The 15,272-nt window shown below is 66.4% G+C and carries 14 protein-coding genes; 12 read left to right on the top strand and 2 right to left on the bottom strand.

Annotated features, from left to right (window positions below):
- Window positions 1-28: 28 nt before the first annotated feature.
- The 5 genes from R3X27_RS16065 (at window position 29) to nudI (ending at window position 7,253) form a co-directional block, all read left to right on the top strand.
- Window positions 29-1,036 (top strand): MoxR family ATPase, encoded by a 1,008-nt coding sequence (locus R3X27_RS16065; RefSeq protein WP_317709893.1) that lies wholly within the window; start codon window positions 29-31, stop codon window positions 1,034-1,036.
- Window positions 1,033-1,911 (top strand): DUF58 domain-containing protein, encoded by an 879-nt coding sequence (locus R3X27_RS16060; protein WP_317709892.1) that lies wholly within the window; start codon window positions 1,033-1,035, stop codon window positions 1,909-1,911. Before R3X27_RS16065 ends, R3X27_RS16060 begins: the two co-directional genes overlap by 4 nt.
- The gene (locus R3X27_RS16055) at window positions 1,911-4,670 is read left to right on the top strand and encodes a DUF4159 domain-containing protein (RefSeq protein WP_317709891.1); all 2,760 of its coding nucleotides are present in this window, start codon (window positions 1,911-1,913) and stop codon (window positions 4,668-4,670) included. The genes R3X27_RS16060 and R3X27_RS16055 overlap by 1 nt, the downstream gene beginning before the upstream one ends.
- The gene (locus R3X27_RS16050; protein ID WP_317709890.1) at window positions 4,670-6,745 is read left to right on the top strand and encodes a hypothetical protein; all 2,076 of its coding nucleotides are present in this window, start codon (window positions 4,670-4,672) and stop codon (window positions 6,743-6,745) included. The genes R3X27_RS16055 and R3X27_RS16050 overlap by 1 nt, the downstream gene beginning before the upstream one ends.
- Before the next feature lie 82 nt (window positions 6,746-6,827).
- Window positions 6,828-7,253: a nucleoside triphosphatase NudI gene (gene nudI, locus R3X27_RS16045; protein ID WP_317709889.1), complete on the top strand. Its 426-nt coding sequence runs from the start codon at window positions 6,828-6,830 to the stop codon at window positions 7,251-7,253.
- Window positions 7,254-7,270: 17 nt separating this feature from the next.
- On the opposite strand, the gene R3X27_RS16040 is transcribed toward nudI, so the two are convergent.
- Both R3X27_RS16040 and R3X27_RS16035 read right to left on the bottom strand, forming a co-directional pair.
- Window positions 7,271-7,630, bottom strand: coding sequence for a hypothetical protein (locus tag R3X27_RS16040; protein WP_317709888.1), 360 nt, complete (start codon window positions 7,628-7,630; stop codon window positions 7,271-7,273).
- 46 nt (window positions 7,631-7,676) lie between these two features.
- The gene (locus tag R3X27_RS16035) at window positions 7,677-8,375 is read right to left on the bottom strand and encodes a DUF599 domain-containing protein (RefSeq protein WP_317709887.1); all 699 of its coding nucleotides are present in this window, start codon (window positions 8,373-8,375) and stop codon (window positions 7,677-7,679) included.
- 81 nt (window positions 8,376-8,456) lie between these two features.
- Here R3X27_RS16035 and R3X27_RS16030 point away from each other — a divergent pair, with 81 nt between their 5' ends.
- The 7 genes from R3X27_RS16030 to R3X27_RS16000 all read left to right on the top strand — a co-directional run bounded on the left by R3X27_RS16030 (window position 8,457) and on the right by R3X27_RS16000 (window position 15,227).
- On the top strand, window positions 8,457-9,896 hold the full coding sequence (locus R3X27_RS16030; protein WP_317709886.1) for an FAD-linked oxidase C-terminal domain-containing protein: 1,440 nt from the start codon (window positions 8,457-8,459) through the stop codon (window positions 9,894-9,896).
- 91 nt (window positions 9,897-9,987) lie between these two features.
- On the top strand, window positions 9,988-11,115 hold the full coding sequence (locus tag R3X27_RS16025; protein ID WP_317709973.1) for an FAD-binding protein: 1,128 nt from the start codon (window positions 9,988-9,990) through the stop codon (window positions 11,113-11,115).
- Window positions 11,116-11,144: 29 nt separating this feature from the next.
- Entirely contained in the window at window positions 11,145-12,440 is a 1,296-nt protein-coding gene (gene glcF, locus R3X27_RS16020) for a glycolate oxidase subunit GlcF (RefSeq protein ID WP_317709885.1), read from the top strand.
- Between the two features lie 141 nt (window positions 12,441-12,581).
- The gene (locus tag R3X27_RS16015) at window positions 12,582-13,397 is read left to right on the top strand and encodes a trypsin-like serine peptidase (RefSeq protein ID WP_317709884.1); all 816 of its coding nucleotides are present in this window, start codon (window positions 12,582-12,584) and stop codon (window positions 13,395-13,397) included.
- A gap of 17 nt (window positions 13,398-13,414) precedes the next feature.
- The gene (locus R3X27_RS16010; RefSeq protein WP_317709883.1) at window positions 13,415-14,212 is read left to right on the top strand and encodes a trypsin-like serine peptidase; all 798 of its coding nucleotides are present in this window, start codon (window positions 13,415-13,417) and stop codon (window positions 14,210-14,212) included.
- Between the two features lie 134 nt (window positions 14,213-14,346).
- On the top strand, window positions 14,347-14,805 hold the full coding sequence (locus tag R3X27_RS16005; RefSeq protein WP_317709882.1) for an Hsp20 family protein: 459 nt from the start codon (window positions 14,347-14,349) through the stop codon (window positions 14,803-14,805).
- 179 nt (window positions 14,806-14,984) lie between these two features.
- Window positions 14,985-15,227: a hypothetical protein gene (locus R3X27_RS16000; RefSeq protein ID WP_317709881.1), complete on the top strand. Its 243-nt coding sequence runs from the start codon at window positions 14,985-14,987 to the stop codon at window positions 15,225-15,227.
- Window positions 15,228-15,272 lie beyond the last annotated feature (45 nt).

Here is a 15,272-nt window from a genome sequence, read left to right as displayed (position 1 = left end):
ACGACAGAATTGCCCGAGGGTGCTTTCCATGACCGAGCCTAGCGAACTTGTTTCAGAAATCGAAGCCCTTGGGCAGAAGCTGGCCGAGGCCAAGGCGTCGATCACACGGCGTTTCATCGGCCAGGAACGGGTCGTGGATCTTGTCTTGTCGGCGCTTCTCTGCGGTGGACACGGGCTGCTGATCGGCCTGCCGGGGCTTGGCAAGACCCGGTTGGTGGACACGCTGGGCACGGTGATGGGGCTCAACACCAATCGAATCCAGTTCACGCCGGACCTGATGCCGGCGGATATCCTCGGCTCGGAGGTTCTGGAGACCGGCGAGGCCGGGCGGCGCGATTTCCGCTTCATCGAGGGGCCGATCTTCTGCCAGCTTCTGATGGCCGACGAAATCAACCGCGCCTCGCCGCGGACGCAATCGGCGCTGCTGCAAGCAATGCAGGAAAAGGAGGTGACGATTGCCGGCGAGCACCGCCCGCTCGGCTCCCCTTTCCACGTTCTGGCCACGCAGAACCCGATTGAACAGGAAGGGACCTACCCGCTGCCCGAAGCGCAGCTCGACCGATTCCTTGTTCAGATCGACGTGCCCTATCCGGATCGCGGGACGGAGCATGACATCCTGCTCGCCACGACCGGGATCGAGGAAGACGAGGCGCATGCGGTCTTTACGCCGGAGGAACTGATGGCCGCTCAGGTCATTCTCCGCCGCATGCCCGTCGGCGAGAAGGTCGTAGAACTGATTCTCGACCTTGTCCGCGCCTTCCGCCCCGGCGAGCCGGGCGTGCCGGAAGAAGTGACGCGCAATGTCTCCTGGGGACCGGGGCCGCGCGCCGCGCAGGCCCTGATGCTGACCGTGCGGGCACGGGCATTGCTCGACGGGCGGCTGGCACCCTCAACCGAGGACGTTGTGCAGATGGCCGAGCCGGTTCTGCTGCACCGTATGGCGCTGACCTTTGCGGCGCGGGCGCGGGGCGAGAGCCTCGGTGACCTTATCCACACCGTCGCGGCACAGGTCGGACGGATCGAGGCCGCCGCGTGACACAAGCCGGACCCCAGCTGCGCAGCCGGGCCGAGGGCCTGGCCGCTGCCCTGCCGCCGCTTCTGGCGCAGGCTGAGCATCTCGCCTCGACGGTGATGCTGGGCGCGCATGGGCGACGGCGCGCGGGGATGGGCGACGAGTTCTGGCAATACCGCCCGATCTCGCAGGGCGACGAGGCGCGCGAGATCGACTGGCGGCGCTCGGCCAAGTCCGATGTGCATTTCATCCGGCAGAAGGAATGGCAGGCGGCGCAGAGCGTGGTGATCTGGGTCGACGGGTCGCGCTCGATGGGGTTCACGGGCGATACAGAGCGCCCGACGAAATCGGACCGCGCTCGGCTTCTGGCGCTGGCGCTTTCGGTGCTTTTGGTGCGGGCGGGCGAACGGGTCGGGCTCGCCAATCTCGGCACACCGCCGCGCTCCGGCCAGCTTCAGCTCGTCCGGCTTGCCGACGCGCTGACAGGGGCGCTTTCCGAGGATGATTACGGCAAGCCGCAGACCCCGGGCCTGCCGGCTCATGCCCGCGCGGTGTTCCTGTCCGATTTCATGGGCGACATGGAGGCGGTCGAGGCGGCGCTGGCCAAGGCGGCGGATCGGGGCGTGCATGGCACGCTGTTCCAGATCCTCGATCCGGTCGAAGAGAGCTTTCCGTTCGACGGGCGGACGGTCTTCGAGAGCATGGGGGGCACGCTGGAGCATGAAACGCTTAAGGCGGGCGACCTGAAGGCGCGTTATCTCGAACGGCTTGCCGAGCGCAAGGATCGGTTGGATCGACTCGCGCGCCTCTCCGGCTGGCTGTACAAGGGACATCATACCGGCGAGGGCGCGCAATCGGCGCTGCTCTGGCTCTATTCAACGCTGGAGCGCGCGCGCTGATGTGGATGTTGGGCCCGATAGGTTTCACGGCGCCGCTGCTGCTGCTTGGGTTGCTGGTGCTGCCGATCCTCTGGATCATCCTGCGCGCGGTGCCGCCCGCGCCCATCCGGCGGCGCTTTCCGGGCGTGGCGCTGCTGCTGGGACTGACCGACGAGGAGACCCAGACCGACCGCACGCCCTGGTGGCTCCTGCTCCTGCGGATGCTGGCGGCGGCGGCGGTGATCCTTGGCTTTGCCGGGCCGGTGTTGAACCCGCAGGTCTCCGAGAGCGGCTCCGGGCCGTTGCTGATCGTGACGGATGGAAGCTGGGCCGAGGCGGGCGACTGGAGCAAGCGACGTGACCGGATTGCGGTGGCGCTGGAAGATGCCGGCCGGGCCGGGCGCCCGGTGGCGCTGGTCCAGCGCACCGAACTGACGCCCACTGCGCCGGATTTCCTTTCTGCCGACCGCTGGGCGACCCGGCTGGCCGGATTGTCGCCGCACCCTTGGGCACCGGACCCGGAGGCGCAGGCGGCCTGGATAAATGCATTGGGGTCGGAGAGCTTCGACACGCTCTGGCTCTCGGACGGGTTGGCCGATCCGGCGCGGGGCGCGATGCTGGATGCGTTTGAAGCGCGCGGATCTGTGCGAGTTTTCGAGACGGGACGACCCGTACTCGGTCTGCGCCCGGTAGGTTACGAAGACGGGATCGTGCAACTGACGGCGCTGCGGTCGCGCGACGGGTTCGCGCAAGCGGCGGAGGTCGCGGCCATCGGGCTGGATCCGGCCGGGGTCGAACGTCATCTCGCGACGGCTCCCGTCTCCTTCGAGGCCGGTTCGGCGCTGGCCGGGGTCGAACTGTCCCTGCCGCCCGAAATGCGCAACCGCGTCAGCAGGTTCGAGATTGCCGGTCAGCGCAGTGCAGGCGCCGTGACGCTCACCGATGACAGCCTGAAGCGTCGCGAAGTGGCCTTGATCGCCGGGCGCGAGGATCGCGAAGGCCTGGAGCTGCTCCTGCCGCTGCATTACCTTGAGCAGGCGCTTGCGCCGACCGCGGACCTGCTCGACGGCGCGCTTGAAGATCTGCTGCTGGCCAATCCCGACGCGATCCTGTTGGCCGATGTCGCCCGGCTTGCGCCGGGCGAGGAAGCCGGGCTGGTCGACTGGGTCGAGGCGGGCGGGTTGCTTGTCCGCTTTGCCGGGCCGCGCCTTGCAGGGTCCGACATCAGCCGCGCCGAGCTTGATCCGTTGATGCCTGTTCGCTTGCGCGAAGGCGGGCGGTCCGTGGGTGGCGCGATGAGTTGGGGCGAGCCGAAGGGCCTGCGGTCTTTCGCCGAGGGCACGCCGTTCTACGGGCTGGAAATACCGGCCGATGTGGTCGTCAATTCGCAGGTCATGGCGCAGCCGGACCCGGCGCTCTCCGAACGCACCATCGCCGCGCTGGTAGATGGGACACCGCTGGTCACCCGGCGGCCTCTGGGCGAGGGGCAGATCGTGCTCTTCCATGTCACGGCCAATGCCGAATGGTCGAGCCTGCCGCTTTCTGGCCTCTTCGTTCAGATGCTGGAACGGTTGGCGATTTCGACCCGGCCCTCTGTGCCAGACGCCGCTGAACTGGCCGGCACGACCTGGGCCGCGGAGCGGGTGCTTGATGGGTTCGGGGAGCTGCGCGACGCCGGCAATCTGGCCGGTATTCCCGGAGAACGTCTCGCCGAGCGCAACCCCGCTGCCGACATGCCGCCGGGCCTCTATGTTGCCGAGGATCGTCGCATCGCGCTGAACGTGCTGGACAGTGCGGCCACGCTTGCCCCGGCGGACTGGCCGGCGCGGATCGCAGTCGAAGGGCTGGCCGTTGCTCGCGAGACCTTGCTAAAGGGTCCGGCCCTTGCCGGTGCGCTGCTGCTCTTCGGGCTGGATCTGCTGGCCTCTCTCTGGCTCTCCGGGCGCCTGCGGCGGGCAGGGGGCGCCGGCAGCGTCGCACTCCTTGCCGTGGCGCTTCTCGCCGCTCCGCAAGCGCGCGCCGATGACGCCCTTGCACGTCTGGCCACGAACGAGGTCGTCCTCGCCCATGTGGCCACGGGCGATGCCCAGCTTGATCGCGTCGCTGCGGCAGGGCTCAAGGGGCTTTCCGAGACGCTCTTCAACCGTACGTCCATTGAACCGATCGAACCTGTCGCCGTCGACCTGGAGATGGACGAACTCGCCTTCTTCCCCTTCCTTTACTGGCCGATCTCACTGGAGCAGCCCATCCCCTCAGCGGAGGCCTATGGCCGGCTCAACCGCTACCTGCGCAATGGCGGAATGATCCTCTTCGATACGCGCGATGCCGATATCGGCCGCTTTGGCTCGGGCACGCCCACGGGTCGCAAGCTGCAGCAACTTGCCCGCCCGCTCGACATCCCGCCGCTGGAGCCAATCCCCGAGGACCATGTCCTGACCCGGACATTCTACCTGTTGCAGGATTTCCCCGGTCGTTTCGCCAGCCGCGATGTCTGGGTCGAGGCCGCACCGCCGGATGCAAAGAAGGTCGAGGGCATGCCCTTCCGCAACCTGAATGACGGTGTGACGCCGGTGGTGATCGGGGGCAATGACTGGGCCGCGGCCTGGGCGGTCGACGAGGGCGGGACCCCGCTCTTCCCCGTCGGGCGGGGCTATTCCGGCGAACGTCAGCGTGAGATCGCCCTGCGCTTTGGCGTCAACCTGATCATGCATGTGCTGACGGGCAACTACAAATCCGACCAGGTCCATGTCCCGGACCTCCTCGACAGGCTGGGCCAGTGATGCGCGCTTCCGATATCCTCTTCGACCCGCTCCTGCCCTGGCCTGCGATCTGGGCGGCCTGCGCGCTGGCGGCGTTTCTTGTCGTGCTGGCACTCTGGCGTGGTGGCCGCGGCTGGTGGCTCCGCGGGCTGGCCGCCGCCGCGCTGATCGTGGCCATCGCCAACCCGTCCTATCAGGTCGAACAACGTGAAGCGCTGTCCGACATCGTCCTCGCCGTGGTCGATCGCACCGCCTCGCAACGGATCGGTGACCGCGCGGCGCAGACCGACGCCGCGCTTGCCCATCTCGAGGCCGCCATCGAAGCGCTCCCCGATACCGAACTGCGAACGGTCACGCTGCTGGATGATGCCGACAATGCCGGCTCCCTGGCCATGACCGCATTGTCCGAGCTTGCCGCGGAAGCCCCGCGCGCGCGCATCGCCGGCGCAGTCCTGCTCAGCGACGGGCTGGTCCACGACATCGAACGCGCCCCGGACCTGCCCGCGCCGTTGCACCTGCTTCAGACGGGGCGCGACACTGACTGGGACCGCCGGCTTATCGTCAAATCCGCGCCCGCCTTTGCCATTGTCGGCGAGGAAGTGACACTCGGCATGCGGGTCGAGCAGAGCGGCGCCGTTCCCGAGACCGGCGGGCTGGTCTCGCTCTCCATCGCCATCGATGCGCAGGATCCGTTCAGCGTCACGGTCCCGCTGGGGCAGGACCTCGAACTGCCCCTGACGCTGACCCATGGCGGCATGAATGTTGTCCGCCTCCAGGTCGAGGCGGCCGACGGCGAACTGACTGACCGCAACAACGCCGCCGTGGTCCAGATCAATGGCGTGCGGGACCGACTCCGCGTGCTGCTCGTCTCCGGTGAGCCGCATGCGGGCGAACGGACCTGGCGAAACCTACTGAAATCCGACAGCTCCGTCGATCTGGTCCATTTCACCATCCTGCGCCCACCGGAGAAGCAGGATGGAGTGCCGGTCACCGAGCTTTCCCTCATCGCCTTTCCGACCCGCGAGCTCTTCCTCGAAAAGATCGACGAGTTCGACCTCATCATCTTCGATCGCTACAAGCGGCGGGGCATCCTGCCGATGCTCTACCTGGAAAATGTTCGGAACTATGTTGAGCAGGGCGGCGCGATCCTCGTCGCCGCCGGCCCCGATTTCGCCTCCGCAGACAGCCTTTACCGCTCGCCGCTGGCCGAGATCCTGCCCGCCTTCCCGACTGCCCGCGTGATCGAGGAAGGCTTCCGTCCGCAAATCACCGAGACCGGCCGCAAACATCCTGTCACCGAGGGGCTTGACCGCCTTGGGCCGACCGCGGCCGATGGCGGGGACGGTCCCGGCTGGGGCCGCTGGTTCCGCCTGGTCGAACTTGAAGCGGAGCGCGGCCATACGGTGCTCTCGGGCCTTGGCGACCGCCCGCTTCTGCAGCTCGACCGCGTTGGCGAAGGTCGCGTGGCGTTGCTCGGCTCGGACCATGCCTGGCTCTGGTCGCGCGGTTTCGAAGGCGGGGGCCCGCAGCTCGAATTGCTGCGCCGGCTGGCACATTGGACGATGAAGGAACCCGATCTCGAGGAAGAGGCGCTGACCGCGACGGCGCAGGGGCTCGACGTGACCCTGACCCGCCGCAGTCTGGGCGATATTCCCGAGCCGGTCGAGGTCACCGCGCCGGATGGCAGCACGCGCATGGTCGCGCTGACCGAGATTTCGCCCGGGCGTTACAGCGGGGCGTTCACCGGCGTCGAGCCGGGGCTCTACCGTCTTGCGGAAGGGGAGTTGACCGCCGTGGTTGCGCTCGGCCCGGCGGCGCCGAAGGAGTTCGAGCAGACAATCGCCACGGACGCGCTTGTCGCCGAACCGGTTGCCGCGCGCCGCGGCGGCGCGGTGCGGCTTGAAGAGGGGCTGCCGCGGTTGCGAACGGTCCGGGAAGGCCGCGCTGCCGCCGGGCGCGGCTGGATCGGCATCACCCCGCGCGGGGCCTATCGCACGGCCGACGTGACCCTCATCCCGCTGGTCGCTCCGCTTCTCTTCCTGCTGCTCGCCACCGGCTTGATGCTCGGGGCGTGGCTCCGTGAAGGGCGCCGCTGACCCTTCGGCATGGTGCCTTGGTGCTTTCCTTGCGTTGCCTGGAGCCGCTATCCGAAGACGGCAAAACCCGGAGGGAAAGTACATGAAACAGCGAGTCATCCTCTGCCCACTCATCGAGAATGACGGTGCCTGGCTGCTTTGCCGGATGCCAGAGGACCGGGGTGTGTTTCCCGGCCAGTGGGGCCTGTCGGGCGGTGGGCTGGAACCGGGCGAGAGCATCGAGGCGGGGCTGCGTCGGGAAATCCGCGAAGAGCTTGGCGACCGGCTCGAGATTGACGAGGTGACGCCCTGGAGCTTTCGGGACGATACCCGCTGGAAGTCCTATGCCGATGGGTCGACCGAGGAGATCTACATGATCTATCTCATCTTCGATTGCCACGCCACGAACCGGGAGATCACGCTCAATGCCGAGTTTGACGACCATGCCTGGGTGCGGCCGGGAAACTTTGGCCTGTACGACCTGAACCAGGCGACACGGATCACACTGGCGCAGAAGGGGCTGGTCTGATCCGCCTTGCCCGGGGTTTACGAGCTCGGCAGCGTGAAGCGGACTGTCTCGCCCGACCAGTCTTCCACCGAGGTGCTGGACTGGATATCGACCTCTGTCATCCCCGCCGGGATCTCGATGCCGGATTGCGAGCGCGTGAAAGGTTGTTCGTTCACATGCGGGTGGGCCAGTTCGCGGGTCCCAAGGACGGTTCCGTCCGGGGCGAGGACCCGCCAGCCATCGGCATAGTCGTCCCAGCCGGTGTCGCCGTGGCGCAGGGTGACGGAAAAAGTCCAGCCGGAAGCGCCGGGGCGGGCTTCCACCGATTCGATGACCGCCGGGTCGGCAACAGCGAGGCTGGCCGGAAGGCAGCAGAGGAGAAGAGCAAGGTGTTTCATGCGCGCAAACTGGCACGAAATTCTGGGGTCTGCTGTCACGATCTCGTCAGCCATCCTCGCGCAGGAGCAGCGCCCGGCTGTGCGAAGCGAATTCGCGCCGCCAGATCATTCCCGTCACCGCCAGCGCACCAAGGATCAGCGGCACGGCTCCGGCGAGCCAGGCGGTGGCGCCGAGCGCGTAATAGACCGAGCGCATGCCCCGGTTGAAGCTGCGGGCGGCGCGGGAATTCAACTCTGCGGCCTTCTCGGCGCGGGGATATGTGAGGGGGTTTTCGGGGTCATTGGGGACCGAGGCCATGATCACCGCGCAATAACCGAATTGCCGGTGCGACCAGACGAAGGACAGGAAGGCCGACACCAGGTAGAGCAGGACCGGCATCAGCTTGATTTCCCACAGGATTGCTGGCGCAGGATTGTTCACGAGATCACCCGCCACATCGCTGAGCGGCTGCGGGTTGGCGATCAGGGCGAGACCGCCGCCGATGGCAAGCATGGAGGAGGAGGCAAAAAAGGTCGTGCCCTGTCGCAGCGTGCCGAGGATGGTGGCGTCGAAGATGCGGGGCTGGCGAGTGACCATTTCCCGCATCCAGTCCTCGCGATAGGCAAGCATCAGGTTCGACACCGAACGCGGCCCGCCCATCGCGTGTTCGATCCGCCAGCCGATGCCGAACCAACATAGAATCAGGCAGGTAAGCGCGGCTAGGTCGAGCCAGGAGAGCAGGGAAAGTGCATCGAGAAGCGTCATGCGCGGACATTACTCCCGAAATGATCTGTTGCCAGCCGGAAAAATTGGTATTATTTCTTTACCAATTCAGGGAGGACACATATGGACATGCCCGTTCCCAATGCGGCGCTGCTCGCCCGCAAGGCGCATATCGTCGGGCGCTTGCAGGAGGGTCTCGCTCCCGGAGCGGTGATCTCCGAGCCGGCGGAGACGCGGGTCTATGAGTGCGATGCGCTGACCGCCTATAAGTGTCCGCCGCTCGCCGTTGTCTTGCCGGAGACCACCGAACAGGTCGCGGCGGTGCTGCGGATCTGCCACGAGGAGAACGTGCCGGTGGTGCCGCGCGGCGCAGGGACCTCGCTGGCCGGGGGCGCGCTGCCGACGGAGGATTGCGTGATTCTCGGTGTGGCGCGGATGACCGATGTGCTGGAGACCGATTATGCAAACCGCACCATCCGTGTGCAGGCGGGGCGAACCAATCTGAGCGTGACGGGCGCGGTCGAGGAAGAGGATTTCTTCTACGCGCCGGACCCGTCGAGCCAGCTCGCCTGCGCGATTGCCGGCAATATCGCGATGAATTCGGGCGGGGCGCATTGCCTGAAATACGGCGTGACGACGAATAATCTGCTCGGCGTGACCATGGTTCTGATGGATGGCACGGTGGTTGAGCTGGGCGGCGCGCATCTGGATTCTGACGGCTATGATCTGCTCGGGCTGGTCTGCGGCTCGGAGGGGCAACTCGGCGTGGTCACCGAGGCGACGCTGCGCATTCTGCGCAAACCGGAAGGCGCGCGGCCGGTGCTGATGGGGTTCGATGACAGCGAAACCGCCGGGCGCTGCGTCTCGGACATCATCAAGGCCGGTGTGCTGCCAGTGGCGATCGAGTTCATGGACCGGCTCTGCATCCGGGCGACCGAGGATTTCGCCGGCGCCGGTTATCCCGATTGCGAGGCCCTGCTGATCGTCGAGGTCGAGGGTTCGGCGGCGGAGATCGACGAGCAGCTTGGCAAGATCCTGGAGATCGCGCGGCGGCACGACCCGGTGGAGCTGCGCGAGAGCGGCTCGGCGGAGGAATCGGCGCGGATCTGGCTGGGGCGGAAATCGGCCTTTGGCGCGATGGGGCAGATCAACGACTACATGTGTCTCGACGGGACGATCCCCGTCTCCGAGTTGCCGATGGTGCTGCGGCGGATCGGCGAGCTGGCAGAGCAATTCGGTCTTCAGGTCGGCAATGTCTTCCACGCCGGGGACGGCAACATGCATCCGCTGATCCTCTTTGACGCCAACAAGTCGGGCGATCTGGAGCTGTGCGAACAGCTCGGGGCGGAGATCCTGAAGCTCTGTGTCGAGGCGGGCGGCTGCCTGACCGGCGAGCACGGGGTCGGCGTCGAGAAACGCGACCTGATGGGGCATCAGTTCGCGCCGGAGGATCTGGAAATCCAGATGGCGGTGAAGGACGTTTTCGACCCGAAATGGCTGTTGAACCCGGCGAAAGTTTTCCCGCTGGCAAGCTCTGCGTCGCGCCGGGAGCGGTCGCTGTGAGGGCGCCGGGCGGGACAATGGGAGGCGTGCGTGTGACGACTTGGGGTCGGCAAGGGCAGAGACGGGACAGGACAGAGGAGGGCGCGCAATGCTGACGCCGTCAAATGAGCGGGAGATGGCGGAACTTGTGCAGGATGCGTCCGGTCCGCTCTCCCTCAATGGTGGCGGGACCCGGCCAATCGGGTCTCCGGTCGCGGGGCGTGCGCTGTCGACCGCTGCCTTGTCGGGCATATCGCTGTACGACCCGGGCGCGCTGACGCTCGTGGCCGGGGCGGGAACGCCAATGGCGGAGATCGAGGCGGCGGTGGCGTCCGAGGGGCAGCGGCTGGCCTTCGAGCCGATGGATCATCGCGTGCTGCTCGGCACCGAGGGCGTGCCGACGATTGGTGGCGCGGTGGCCGTAAACGCCTCGGGCCCGCGCCGTGTGCAGGCAGGGGCCTGTCGGGACAGCCTGCTGGGTGTGCGGTTCATCGACGGCACCGGGACGCTGGTGAAGAATGGCGGGCGGGTGATGAAGAATGTCACGGGCTATGACCTCGTGAAGCTGATGACGGGGAGCTACGGCACGCTTGGCGTCCTGACCGAGGTGAGCCTCAAGGTGCTGCCGGCTCCGGAAGCGACGGCCAGCCTCTCGGTCGCCGGTTTGGGCATCGAGCGGGCCGTGGAGGCCATGTCCGCAGCGCTTGGGTCGCCTTACGAGGTGACCGGGGCAGCGCATCGTCCGGGCGGGCCGGACACGGCTGCGGTCACGACCCTTCGTATCGAGGGGTTCGAAGCCTCCGTGACCTACCGGGCCGAGCGGCTGAAGGCGCTGCTGGCACCCTTCGCAGCGGTGAGCGTGGAGCGTGATCAGGAGGCCGTCGCGCGGGATTGGCAGGCCATCCGCGATGTCGCGGCGTTGGCGGACGGCGAAGCGGCCGTCTGGCGGATCTCGGTTCGGCCTTCCGACGCGCCAATGGTGGTTGAGCGGCTCCCCGAGGCCGAGATCCTGATGGATTGGGGCGGCGGGCTGATCTGGGCGCGGCTGGCGGAGGAGGTCGATCTGCGCGCGGCGCTGAGCGATCTGAGTGGTCACGCGACACTGATGCGGGCGTCGTCCGAGCGGCGTGCGCGCGGCGATGTTTTTGAGCCGCAAGCCGCTCCGGTGGCGGCAATTGCGGAGGGACTTCGGGCGCGGTTCGATCCGCGCGGCATCCTCAATCCCGGACGCATGGGATGATGGGCGAGCAGGCGACGGGGTAGGACGGAATGCAGACCAAATTCACAGAAAAACAGCTGCAGGATCCGGGGATCGCGCGGGCCAACGAGATCCTGCGCGCCTGTGTGCATTGCGGTTTCTGTACGGCGACCTGTCCGAGCTATCAGGTGCTTGGCGACGAGCTGGATTCTCCACGCGGGCGGATCTACCTGATCAAGGACATGCTGGAGAATGACCGGCCGGCGGATGCGCATACGGTCAAGCATATCGACCGCTGCTTGAGCTGTCTGGCCTGCATGTCGACCTGTCCTTCGGGGGTGCATTACATGCACCTCGTCGACCATGCCCGCGAGCATATCGAAGAGACATACAAGCGCCCGCTTCTGGACCGGATGCTGCGCTGGACCCTCGCGCGCATCCTGCCCTATCCGGGGCGGTTCCGGGTTGCGATGCTGGGCGCGAAACTGGCGCGGCCGCTGCGGCGGCTGGTGCCGGATGCGCGGCTGCGGGCAATGCTGGAGATGGCGCCGAAGCGCATCCCGCCGGTGAGCCGTAATGACGATCCGCAGGTTTTTTTGGCGCGAGGGGCGCGGAAGATGCGGGTTGCGCTGATGACCGGCTGCGCGCAGCGGGCGTTGAACACGGATATCAACGATGCCACGATCCGGCTGCTGCGACGGCTCGGCTGCGAGGTTGTGGTGGCCGACGGGCAGGGCTGTTGTGGCGCGGTTACGCATCACATGGGCAAGAGCGACGAAGCCCATGCCACGGCAGCGAAGAATATCGACGCCTGGTGGGGGGAAATGCAGGGCGAGGGGCTGGATGCCATTGTCATCAACACCTCGGGCTGCGGAACAACTGTGAAGGATTACGGTTTCATGTTCCGCAATGGTCCATATGCGGAGCAGTCCGCAGCGGTCAGCGCAATCGCGCGGGATGTTTCCGAAGTGCTGATCGAGCTCTGCGGGGAGACGGCGCCCCCGGAGACGTTGCGGGTCGCGTATCATGCCGCCTGTTCGCTGCAACACGGCCAGCAGATCAAGACCCATCCGAAGACGCTGTTGAAGCGGGCCGGGTTCGAGGTTGTCGAGCCAGCGGATTCGCATCTCTGCTGCGGCTCGGCCGGGACGTATAACCTGATGCAGCCGGAGATTTCGCAGGAATTGAAGACCCGGAAGGTCCGGACGCTCGAGGCAAAGGCGCCGCAGGTCATCGCGGCGGGCAATATCGGCTGTATGATGCAGATCGGTTCAGGGACTGATATACCGGTGGTCCACACGGTCGAGTTGCTGGACTGGGCCCATGGCGGGCCGAAACCGCGAGCGCTGGACCCGATGGCACTCTGAACCCGTGCGGTCGGTCTCGCGCTCAGGGCCGCCCGCCGGTTTTTCGAGGCGATGAAAGAAACAGCCCATCGCTACTGACTATTGCCACAATCCTGCCAGACAGCGATTGTACCTCGGAGGCATGCCGCCGCCGGAGGAGTGATGCTGCGTCTTCTGTTCTTTTTCGCCTGTTTCATCGCAGCGCCTGTCGTGGCGTCGGCAGAGGAAAACAGCCGCCTGACCCGGCTCAACACGGGCGATGCGACGCGTGGGTGGGAAGCGGTCGGGCGGATCGATTTCGGCTTTGGCAGCTTCTGCACCGGGGCGCTGGTGGCGCCCGATCGAGTGTTGACAGCGGCGCATTGCCTCTTTGACGCCGAGACCGGCGAGCGTTTGCCGGTCAGCCGCATGGAGTTCCTTGCCGGATGGCGCGACGGACGGGCAGAGGCCTATCGTGGCGTGCGGCGCGCGGTGGCTCATCCCGACTATGACTACGGGTCGGCCCGAAAAGTGTCTCGCGTGGCGCGGGATCTGGCGCTGCTGCAGCTCGACCAGCCGATCCGGTCGACGCGCGTGCGCCCCTTCGAAATGACCACAGACAAGTTGCGCAAGGGCGAGGAGGTGACCGTGGTCTCCTATGCCCAGGACCGGTCAGAGGCGCCGTCGTTGCAACAGGTCTGTCATGTGCTCGAGAGCTTCGGCGGGGTCGGGATGCTCTCCTGCTCGGTCGATTCCGGCGCTTCCGGCGCGCCGATCTTCCTGATAGGCGAGGCCGGGCCGGAGATCATCTCTGTCGTTTCGGCAAAGGCGGAGGCCAACGGGTCGCCGGTTGCGTTGGTGGGCGAGTTGCGCCGCTCGCTGCAGGCGCTGCAGGCGCAGCTCTCGCAGGACATTGTTGAAATTCCGCTCGAAACCGGACGCAGCCTGCCCGGCAGCCCGGATTCCGGACGACTGGGCGCCAAGTTCCTGCGCCCATGATCGGGCGGTTGCTCCTGGTGGGCCTGATCGCTCTCGCCCTGCCGGCTGGTGCCGATACCGACCTGAAGCGGCTGACCCTGCGCCAGGACCTGCTCGGCTGGGAGGCGGTCGGGCGGCTGGACAAGGACGGGCGCGGTTTCTGCACCGGGGCGCTGATCGCGCCGGATCTCGTCCTGACGGCCGCGCATTGCCTGATAGACAGCCGGTCGGGAAAACGAAGCGACCCAACCGAAATCACGTTTCGCGCCGGCCTGCGCGATGGCGAGGCGATTGGTCAAAGCCAGGGAGCACGCGCCGTGGCCCACCCCGATTACGACACCTTTGACCAGGACGGTTTGCGGCAGCTCTTATCCGACGTTGCGCTGCTGGAGCTGTCCACCCCGATCCCGGCCGGGCACGCCTCTCCCTTTGCGACCTCGTCGCGCACCGGAACAGGCGCGGAGGTGACCGTCGTTTCCTTCGCCCGTGACCGGTTCTCGGCACCGAGCTGGCAACGTGCCTGTCGGACGACTTTCAAGGGGCAGGGCGCGCTGCGCTTTTCCTGCGATACCACGTTCGGGTCCTCGGGTGCGCCGATCTTCGAGCTTACCGCGGGCCGCCCGCGAATTGTCTCGATCGTTTCGCGCGGCAGCCGACAGGACGGCAAGACGGAGGTCTTCGGGATGGCGATCGAGGCACCGCTTTCCAAGTTGCGCCGAGCGCTGCGCAGTGGCTCGGGCGTCTGGGATGGCGCGCAGGCTGCGCCGCGGACAGCTCTGCCCGGGTCAACCCAGGGAGATCGGCCGGGTATCGGCGCGCGTTTCGTGCGCCCCTGACCTCTTGAACCGCCAAAACTGCCCCCCATATTTCTCACATCCGGATGCCGCCGAGCGGGTCCGGTGAACGTAACCGGCGCCTGTCCGGATGGAAGGCGCACCAAGACACCGTCGCTCAAAAGAGGATGTGACCTATGCGTACACTTGATTTTGCCCCCCTTTACCGTGCCACCGTCGGCTTCGACCGCATCGCTGACATGATGGACCGCGTGATGGAAACCGAAGTTTCCGCCCCGACCTACCCGCCCTACAACATTGAGAAGACCGCCGAGGATGCCTATCGCATCTCCGTAGCTGTCGCCGGCTTTGCCGAATCCGAGCTGTCGGTCGAGGTCAAGGAAGGCGCGCTGATCGTCTCTGCCCGCAAGGCCGAGGATGACAAGGAGCGCAAGTTCCTCCATCGCGGCATCGCCACCCGCGCCTTTGACCGCCGCTTCCAGCTTGCCGACCATGTCCGCGTCTCCGGCGCCAGCCATGTCGACGGTATGCTGCATATCGACCTCGTCCGTGAAGTGCCCGAAGCGTTGAAGCCGCGCCGGGTCGAGATCTCGAACGGCAAGACTGCCATCGAGGCGGAGACTGTCGAGGCCTGATCCTCGATACGTCGTCTGGCCCAGAAGAAGTGGGCGCGTCCAGTCGGGCGCGCCCTTTCCTTTGGTGGATTGCTGCGGGCGTAGCGGCCAGATAACATTCAATCTGCGGCATGTTGCGCCAATTGCAGGACCGGGCTATCGGCTAATGTGACGCCAAGCTGATTTTGCCGGAGGATTCCATGAGCGATACCGAAAACCACACCCCACCGTCCGAAAACCTGGTCCCCTTCACGGGTGATCGTGGCTGGAAGGGCCTGGCCCGCTCGGAGGGCGAAGGCGCCTTCTTTGCGATCGTCGCCCTTTTGCTGGTCGTGGCCGTGATCGCTGGCGTGACGATGGGAGTGGCCGGCATTGGCCTGGTCTTCGTGCTGCTGACCTTCGTGTCGCTGATTGCGCTGGTCCTCATCTCGATCGGGCAATAGCCTTAAGGCCAGCTGCGCGAGCCGGGACCGTTTGCCGCTTGTACC

Origin of the sequence: Tropicimonas sp. TH_r6 (assembly GCF_033101155.1) — a bacterium.
GTDB lineage: Bacteria > Pseudomonadota > Alphaproteobacteria > Rhodobacterales > Rhodobacteraceae > Tropicimonas.
The sequence above is the reverse complement of the archived record's forward strand: the minus strand, read 5'-3'. Positions and strand labels throughout refer to the sequence as shown.